7 protein-coding genes and 1 pseudogene are annotated in these 8,273 nt (G+C 72.6%); all 8 read right to left on the bottom strand.

Going from position 1 to position 8,273, the window contains the following annotated elements; all coding sequences use genetic code 11:
• Positions 1 to 60: 60 nt before the first annotated feature.
• Positions 61 to 1,614: an NADH-quinone oxidoreductase subunit N gene (locus tag ACFTXQ_RS35990; RefSeq protein ID WP_382649726.1), complete on the bottom strand. Its 1,554-nt coding sequence runs from the start codon at positions 1,612 to 1,614 to the stop codon at positions 61 to 63.
• On the bottom strand, positions 1,611 to 3,164 hold the full coding sequence (locus tag ACFTXQ_RS35995; RefSeq protein ID WP_382649742.1) for a NuoM family protein: 1,554 nt from the start codon (positions 3,162 to 3,164) through the stop codon (positions 1,611 to 1,613). Before ACFTXQ_RS35995 ends, ACFTXQ_RS35990 begins: the two co-directional genes overlap by 4 nt.
• Before the next feature lie 38 nt (positions 3,165 to 3,202).
• Entirely contained in the window at positions 3,203 to 5,227 is a 2,025-nt protein-coding gene (locus tag ACFTXQ_RS36000) for an NADH-quinone oxidoreductase subunit L (RefSeq protein WP_382649729.1), read from the bottom strand.
• Positions 5,224 to 5,583: an NADH-quinone oxidoreductase subunit NuoK gene (gene nuoK / locus ACFTXQ_RS36005; protein ID WP_382649732.1), complete on the bottom strand. Its 360-nt coding sequence runs from the start codon at positions 5,581 to 5,583 to the stop codon at positions 5,224 to 5,226. Before nuoK ends, ACFTXQ_RS36000 begins: the two co-directional genes overlap by 4 nt.
• A complete protein-coding gene (locus tag ACFTXQ_RS36010) occupies positions 5,583 to 6,176 on the bottom strand; it encodes an NADH-quinone oxidoreductase subunit J (RefSeq protein ID WP_382649734.1) in 594 nt (197 codons plus the stop codon). The genes nuoK and ACFTXQ_RS36010 overlap by 1 nt, the downstream gene beginning before the upstream one ends.
• The gene (locus ACFTXQ_RS36015) at positions 6,176 to 6,904 is read right to left on the bottom strand and encodes a NuoI/complex I 23 kDa subunit family protein (protein ID WP_382649737.1); all 729 of its coding nucleotides are present in this window, start codon (positions 6,902 to 6,904) and stop codon (positions 6,176 to 6,178) included. The genes ACFTXQ_RS36010 and ACFTXQ_RS36015 overlap by 1 nt, the downstream gene beginning before the upstream one ends.
• Positions 6,904 to 7,872 (bottom strand): NADH-quinone oxidoreductase subunit H, encoded by a 969-nt coding sequence (locus ACFTXQ_RS36020; protein WP_382649740.1) that lies wholly within the window; start codon positions 7,870 to 7,872, stop codon positions 6,904 to 6,906. The genes ACFTXQ_RS36015 and ACFTXQ_RS36020 overlap by 1 nt, the downstream gene beginning before the upstream one ends.
• Positions 7,869 to 8,273, bottom strand: a pseudogene (locus ACFTXQ_RS36025) (NADH-quinone oxidoreductase subunit C); the annotation flags it as partial. The pseudogene ACFTXQ_RS36025 and the gene ACFTXQ_RS36020, both read right to left, overlap by 4 nt.

Here is an 8,273-nt window from a genome sequence, read left to right on the forward strand (position 1 = left end):
GGGTGCCGGGGCGGCCGGGCCGCGGTGCGCATTGCGCCGTACGGGTTGGCGCGTACGGGGCTACTGCGGGAAGAGGGTGCCCGTCGCGAAGCGCAGGACCAGCTGCGGGGCGCCCGAGAGGACGACCGCCGTGACCGCGGTGAGGACGATCGCCGCCGTGACCGGCCAGGGGGCGGTCGTACGGGTCTCCGGAGCGGTCTCGGCCCCAGTCTCTGCGCCCTCCGGAGCGCGGAAGAGCAGTGCCGTCCACCGCAGGTAGTAGTAGAGGGCGATGACGACGTTGACCGCCATGACGACGGCGAGCCAGCCCAGACCCGCGTCGACCGCGGAGCGGAAGACGGTGACCTTGGCGAAGAGGCCGATGATGCCCGGGGGCAGGCCGGCCAGGCAGAGCAGGAAGAAGGCCAGCGAGAGGGCGGCGAGCGGGCGCTCGGCGTACAGGCCGCGGTAGTCGCTGATGCGGTGCAGCGGCTTCGTACGGGCGACGAGCGCGGCGACGGCGAAGGCGCCGAGGTTCACGGCGGCGTACATGAGGGCGTAGGCGACGGTGGAGCCGATCTGGTCGCGCTCGGCGTACGCGGCCGCGGCGATCGGGACCAGCAGGTAGCCGGCCTGGCCGACCGAGGACCAGGCGAGCAGCCGTACGGCGCTGTTGGGACGGTCGGCGGACTGGCGCAGCGCGGCGGCGTTGCCGAGGGTCATGGTGAGCGCGGCGAGCACGGCGAGGGCCGGGCCCCAGATCTCGGAGTACGCCGGGAAGGCGATCACCGTGACGAGGATGAGGCCGGTGAAGCCGACGGCCTTGCCGATCACCGAGAGGTAGCCGGCGATGGGCAGGGGCGCGCCGACGTAGGTGTCGGGGACCCAGAAGTGGAAGGGGACGGCCGCGGTCTTGAAGGCGAAGCCGACGAGGGTGAGCGCGACGCCCGCCATGGCGAGGGTGTCGAGCTGCCCGGGGACGTCCTCGAGGCGGTCGGCGACCTGGCCGAGGTGCAGGGAGCCGGTGGCGGCGTAGACGAAGCTGACGCCCATCAGGGACACGGCGGTGGCGGTGACGGAGGAGAGGAAGAACTTGAGGGCGGCCTCGGAGGAGAGCCGGTCGCCGCGGCGCATGCCGACGAGGGCGAAGGCGGGCAGCGAGGCCACCTCGAGGGCGACGATCAGGGTGGCGAGGTCGCGGGAGGCGGGCAGCAGGGCCGCGCCGGCGGCGGAGGAGAGCAGCAGGAACCAGTACTCGCCGGCCGGCATGCGCGCGTCGCGGACGGCGGTGACCGACAGCAGGGCGGTGATCAGCGCGCCGCCGAGGACGAGGAACTGGACGACGAGCGCGAAGTGGTCGGCGGTGTAGCTGCACGCGGCCGGGTCGCCGGTGAGGCAGAAGGTGGCGCGGTCGCCGGCGCGCAGCGGCAGCAGGGCGGCGGTCGCGGCGGCCAGTCCGGCCACGGAGATCCAGCCGAGGAGCGGCTTGCGGCGTTCCGGTACGAAGAGGTCGGCGAGCAGGACGACCAGGGCGACGGTGGCGGTGAGCACCACGGGGGTGATCGCGAGCCAGTCGACGCTCTGGACGAGGCTCGCGGCGTCGGCGGCCGGGGCTGCGGCGTACAGGGCCGTCATGCGTTGCCTCCTGCGAGGAGCTTCTGGACGGCCGGATCGGTGAGGCCGAGGAGGACCGCGGGCCACAGGCCGGCGAGGACGGTGAGGGCGACGAGCGGGGTCCAGGCGGCGAGCTCGTAGCGCTGGATGTCGGCGAGGGCGAGCTCGGGGCCGGCCTTCGGGTCGCCCATGCAGACGCGCCGTACGACGATCAGCAGGTAGGCGGCGGTGAGCAGGGTGCCGAACGCCCCCATCGCCATGTAGGTGAGGAAGGCGGGGCGGGAGAGGCCCTCTGCGGGGTCGAAGGCGCCGAAGAGGGCCAGCATCTCGCCCCAGAAGCCGGCCAGGCCGGGGAGTCCGAGCGAGGCGACGGCGGCGAAGGCGAGGACGGCGCCGAGGCGGGGGGCGCGGCCGTAGAGGGCGGCGCCGGTGGCTCCGGCGAGGGTGTCGAGGTCGGCGGTGCCGTAGCGGTCCTTGAGGGCGCCGACCAGGAAGAAGAGGAGGCCGGTGATCAGGCCGTGGGCGATGTTGGCGAAGAGCGCGCCGTTGACCCCGGTGGGGGTCATGGACGCGATGCCGAGGAGCACGAAGCCCATGTGGCCGACGGAGGAGTACGCGATCAGGCGCTTGAGGTCGCCCTTGTTGCCCTTGCGGGCCAGGGAGAGGCAGGCGAGGGATCCGTAGACGATGCCGATGGCGGCGAGGGCGCCCAGGTAGGGGGCGAAGGTGGCCATGCCGTCGGGGGTGACGGGGAGCAGGATGCGGACGAACCCGTACGTGCCCATCTTGAGCAGGACGCCGGCCAGCAGGACGGATCCGACGGTGGGCGCGGCGGTGTGGGCGTCCGGCAGCCAGCTGTGCAGGGGCCACATCGGGGTCTTCACGGCGAGGCCGATGCCGATGGCGAGGACGGCCAGGAGCTGGGTGGTGTGGGTCAGTTCGCGCCCGTTGTCAGAGGCGAGTGCCACCATGTCGAAAGTGCCGCTGTTCAGTCCGATCAGCAGCAGACCGAGCAGCATGACCACGGAGCCGAGGAGCGTGTAGAGGATGAACTTCCAGGCGGCGGCCTGCCGCTGAGCACCGCCCCAGCGGGCGATGAGGAAGTACATCGGGATGAGGACCATCTCGAAGGCGAGGAAGAACAGCAGCAGGTCGAGGACGGCGAAGGTCGCGAGGGTGCCGGATTCGAGGACGAGCAGGAGCGCGACGAAGGCCTTCGGGGAGGGGCCTGCGGGGAGCTTGAAGTAGCTGTAGAGCGCGCAGAGGAAGAACAGCAGCGCGGTCATCAGGAGGAGGGGGAGCGAGATGCCGTCGATGCCGAGGTGGATCCGGACGTTCAGCGCCTGGATCCAGCTGATGTCCGTCGTCGCCTGGAAACGGGACGGGGTGTCGTGGTCGAAGCCCAGGGTGAGGGCGATGGCCGCGGCGAGAATGACACCGGTGACGGTCACGCCGTGGCGGAGCACGGCCTGCTCGGGGCTGCGGCCCTTGAGCCCGGGCGGGGGCGGCAGGAGGGCCGCGGCCGCGCCGAGGAGCGGGGCGACCACGATGAACGCCAGAAGGAACTGCATCACGGACGGGCTGATATCAATCACGGCTGACTCACGGCTCACGATCCGGCGTTGACGTTGGCGAGGACGGCGGTGGCGATCGCCAGGACCACGGCGCCGGCGAGCAGGGCGCTCAGGTAGCTCTGCACGTTGCCGGTCTGGGCCCGGCGTACGAGGCTGCCGAGCAGCCGGGGGCCGGTGCCCGCGCCGCGGACGTACGTGTCCACGACCTCGCGGTCGAGGAAGCGGACCAGGCTCGCGGCCGCGCGGACGGGGCGTACGAACAGCCGGTCGTAGACGGCGTCGAGGTGGAAGCCGCCCGCCGCGTGGCGGTGCAGGGGGCCGAGGAGCGCCTTGCCGGGGTCGGCGGCGGGGCCGGCCGGTACGGCGGGGTGGTCGTGGGTGACCTCGGCGACCTCGGGGGTCTCGGCCTCGGATTCGGCGACCGTGGCGGCCACGGCGGCGGCTGCCGCGAGGCCGTTGGCGGGCGCGGCGGCGGCCGCGAAGGCCGCGGCGCGGACGGTGGCGCGCTGCCAGAGGGCGTAGGTCAGCATGGCGCCGATGGCCGCTGCTCCGGTGCCGAGGAGCGAGGTGGTGAGGGTCGGGGTGAGCTGTCCGCCGTCGAACCAGTCGGCGAGGGGGCCCGCCGCGAGGCCGAAGCCGATGGACGGGACCGCCAGCAGCCACAGCACGCCGGTCATGGTGACGGGTTCCTTGCCGTGGTCGGGGGCGGGGGCCCCCGTGCCGCGGAAGGCCATCAGCCACAGCCGGGTGGCGTAGGCGGCGGTGAGCAGGGCGGTCAGCACACCGGCGACCAGGACGATCCAGCCGGCGGTGCTGGGCGCGAACTCCGAGTGGCCGGTGGCGGTGTGCTCGGCGGCGACGAGGACGGCTTCCTTGGAGAAGAAGCCGGCGAAGGGCGGGATCGCGGCGAGCGCGAGGAGCGCGATCGTCATCGTCCAGAAGGCGTCGGGGATGCGCTTGGCCAGGCCGTCCATACGGGACATGGCGGCCAGGGAGTTCGTACCGGCGGCGTGGATGATGACGCCCGCGCCGAGGAACAGCAGCGCCTTGAAGGCGCCGTGGGACAGGAGGTGGAAGACGGCGGCGCCGCGGTCGCCGACGGCCAGGGCACCGGTCATGTAGCCGAGCTGGCCGACCGTGGAGTAGGCGAGGACGCGCTTGATGTCGTCCTGGGCCAGGGCGGCGAGGGCGGAGCCGACCATCGTGACGGCCGCCATGACGGCCATGACCACCAGCGCGGCACGGGAGGCCGCGAAGACGGGGAGGAGCCGGGCGATGAAGTAGACACCGGCGGCGACCATCGTCGCGGCGTGGATCAGCGCGGAGACCGGGGTCGGGCCCGCCATGGCGTCCGGGAGCCAGGTGTGCAGCGGGAACTGCGCGGACTTGCCCGCGACTCCGGCGAGCAGGAGCAGCGCGATCAGCGTCGGGTGGTCGAGCCCGCCGGCGGCGACGGTGCCCAGGATCTTGGTGATCCGGAAGGAGCCGGCGTCGGCGGCGAGTGCGAACAGGCCGATGAGGAAGGGGACGTCGCCGAGCTTGGTGACGAGGAAGGCCTTCAGGGAGGCGGAGCGGGCCGCTTCGGTCTCCCAGTAGTGGCCGACCAGGAAGTACGAGCAGATACCCATGATCTCCCAGCCGACCAGCAGCACCATCAGGTCGCCTGAGTAGACGACGAGCAGCATGGCGGAGGTGAACAGTGAGACCAGAGCGGCATACGACGGGTAGCGCGGGTCCTCGCGGAGGTACGCCGTCGAGTAGAGCTGTACGCAGGTGGCGACGACACCGACCAGGACGGCGACCAGCACGGCGAAGCCGTCCAGGTGGAGCGAGAGCTCGATCGGGACGGAGCCGGTCGGGGTCAGCTCGGTGGCGGTGTCGATCGCCTTGCCGCCGCCGTGGCGGACGGCGACGACCACGGCCAGTACGGCGGCCGCCAGTGTCGGCAGGATGGCGAGGGGCCGGACGAATCCGGGGGCGCCGCGCCCGAAGAGAAGTCCCGCGACCGCGCCCAGGAAGGGCAGGAGGGGGACGAGGACGGCGAGGGTCGTGGTGCTCACGCGGCGACCTCCGGCCGGGCGGTGATGTCGTCGGTCCGGTCGGGCTCGTGGCCTTCGGCGGTGTCGCGCAGGCGGTCCACGTCCGAGGTGCCGCGGTTCCGGTACACCATCAGCACGATCGCGAGGCCGATGCCGATCTCGGCGGCGGCGATGGCGATGGTGAAGAGGGTGAGGGCCTGGCCGGCGTGCAGGGTGTCGCGGAGCCAGACGTCGAAGGCCACCAGGTTGAGGTTGACGGCGTTGAGCATCAGCTCGACGGACATCAGGACCAGGATGGCGTTGCGGCGGGCCAGTACTCCGTACAGGCCCGTGCAGAAGAGGAGCGCCGCGAGCACGGCGGGATAGGCGAGGTGCATCAGCGCTGACCCTTCTTCGCGCCGGCGACAGCGTCTTCGGCGGGGCTGTTCCTGCGCGACAGCACGATGGCGCCGATCAGGGCGGCGAGGAGGAGGACGGAGAGCGCCTCGAAGGGCAGCACCCAGTGCTGGAAGAGGATCTCGCCGGAGACCTTCGTGGAGCCCTGGACCGGGCCGTCGAGGTCGATCCAGGTCGTGCGGAAGGCGTCGACGACGACCCAGACGAGCGCGACGGCGGCGACGGTCGCCACTGCGGCCGCGACCCAGCGGTTGCCGGAGTCGGCGTCCGGGGAGCGGCCGATGGGCGCCTTGGTGAGCATCAGCCCGAAGAGGAGGAGGACGACGACGGAACCGAGGTAGATCAGGACCTGGACCCAGGCGATGAACTCCGCGGTCAGCAGCAGGTACTCGACGGCGATGCCGCCGAGCGTGACGACGAGCCAGAGGGCGGCGTGCACGAGCTGCTTGGTGCCGACGGTGACGAGGGCCGCGCCGAGGGTGGCGAGGCCGACGAGGACGAAGGCGATCTCGACGCCGGTCGGGGAGAGGAAACCGTTGCCTTGGGCGGTGGCCGCGAGGTGGGCGGTGAGCATCAGGCGTCGCCTCCCGCCGCGTCGGTGCCGGTTCCCGTGCCGGATCCCGTGCCGGGCGCATCGCCGGGAGCGGGCTCGGAGCCCGTGCCCGTGCCCGTGCCGGGCGTAGAGCCGGCGGGGGTGCCGGGGCCGGTGCCGGTGGGGGTGCCAGGGCCGGTGCCGGTGCCGGTGCCGGTGGGGGCGGCTTCGGGGGCGGCGGCTGCCGCGGCGGCGGCTTCGGCCTTTTCCACCGCCTTGCGGGCGGCGGCCAGTTCCTTGGGTTCTTCGGCGGCCGGGTCCAGGGCGGGCGGGGCCGGGACGGTCCACATCCACTCGCGGAGCTTGTCCCGCTCGTGGGTCAGCTCGTGGATGTCGGTCTCCGCGTACTCGAACTCCGGCGACCAGAAGAGGGCGTCGAAGGGGCACACCTCGATGCAGATACCGCAGTACATGCACAGGGAGAAGTCGATGGCGAAGCGGTCGAGGACGTTGCGGCTGCGCTCGCGGCCACCGGGGGTGGCGGCCGGGACCGTCTCCTTGTGGGAGTCGATGTAGATGCACCAGTCGGGGCACTCACGGGCGCAGAGCATGCAGACCGTGCAGTTCTCCTCGAACAGGCCGATGACCCCGCGGGAGCGGGGCGGGAGGGACGGCTGGACCTCGGGGTACTGGGCGGTGTGCGAGCGCTTCGTCATCGTGCGCAGCGTCACGGCCAGGCCCTTGGCGAGGCCGGATCCGGGGATGGGCATTACTGGATCGCCACCTTCACGATGCCGGTGAGCGCGATCTGGGCGAGCGCGAGCGGGATGAGTGTGGTCCAGGCGAGCTTCTGGAGCTGGTCCTCGCGCAGCCGCGGGTAGCTCACGCGGAGCCAGATCACGACGAAGGCGAGGACCGCGGTCTTCAGGAGGGTCCAGACCCAGCCGAGGCCGTCGGCGCCGAAGGGGCCCTGCCAGCCGCCGAGGAAGAGGACGGTGGTGAGGGCGCAGAGGACGACGATGCCGGCGTACTCGGCGAGCAGGAACAGCGCGAAGCGCAGTCCCGTGTACTCGGTGTACGCGCCGAAGATGATCTCGGAGTCGGCGACGGGCATGTCGAAGGGGGGCCGCTGGAGTTCGGCGAGGCCGGCGGTGAAGAACACCAGGGCGCCGACGATCTGCCAGGGCAGCCACCACCACTGGAAGGACTCGACGATGCCGGGGAGGGAGACCGTCCCGGCCGCCATGGCCACGGAGGCGGCCGCGAGCAGCATGGGGAGCTCGTAGGCGAGCAGCTGCGCGGCCGTGCGGAGGCCGCCGAGCAGGGAGAACTTGTTCGCGGAGGCCCAGCCGGCCATGAGGGAGCCGAGGACTCCGACGCCCATGACGGCGAGCACGAAGAACAGGCCCGCGTCGATGACCTGCCCGACGGCGCCCTTGCCCGGGCCGATGGGGATGGCGAGGAGGACGAGGAGGTACGGGAGCAGGGCGACGGCGGGGGCGAGCTGGAAGATCCGGCGGTCGGCGTTGGCCGGGACGACGTCTTCCTTCTGCGCGAACTTCACGCCGTCGGCGACGAGCTGGGCCCAGCCGTGGAAGCCGCCGGCGTACATGGGGCCGAGGCGGCCCTGCATGTGGGCCATCACCTTGTGCTCGGTCTGCCCGACGACGAGCGGGAGCACGAGGAAGACGGCGAAGACGACGATCAGCCGCAGGGCGACGTCGAGGACGTCGTTCACGCGTCGCCTCCGTTGTCAGGGGTGGGGTGGTCGGTCTTGGTCTCGGGGTCCGGTACGGCGTCCGGTCGCTCCGGCTTTGCCTCTGCCTCCGGCGCGGGGGACTCGTCGAAGGCGGGCTTCGGGTCGTGCCACGGCGCGTCCGCGCTGCGGGGAGCGGGGCGGCGCGCCGGGGCGGCCGCCTCGTCACCGGCCGGGGCGGCCGCCTGGCTGGCCGAGCCGTCGGCCACCGAGCGGGTGCGCCGCGGCGGGCGGGGCGGGGCTTCCGCTTCCGGGGTCTGCGTCGGCTCGGCCGGGGCTGCCGCCTGGCTGGCCGAGCCGTCGGCCACCGAGCGGGTGCGCCGCGGCGGGCGGGCCGGGGCCTCGGTGTCCGGGGTGGCCGCGCCGTCCGCGGCCGGGCGGGT

Source organism: Streptomyces sp. NPDC057010, assembly GCF_042673805.1.
Classification (GTDB): Bacteria; Actinomycetota; Actinomycetes; order Streptomycetales; family Streptomycetaceae; genus Streptomyces.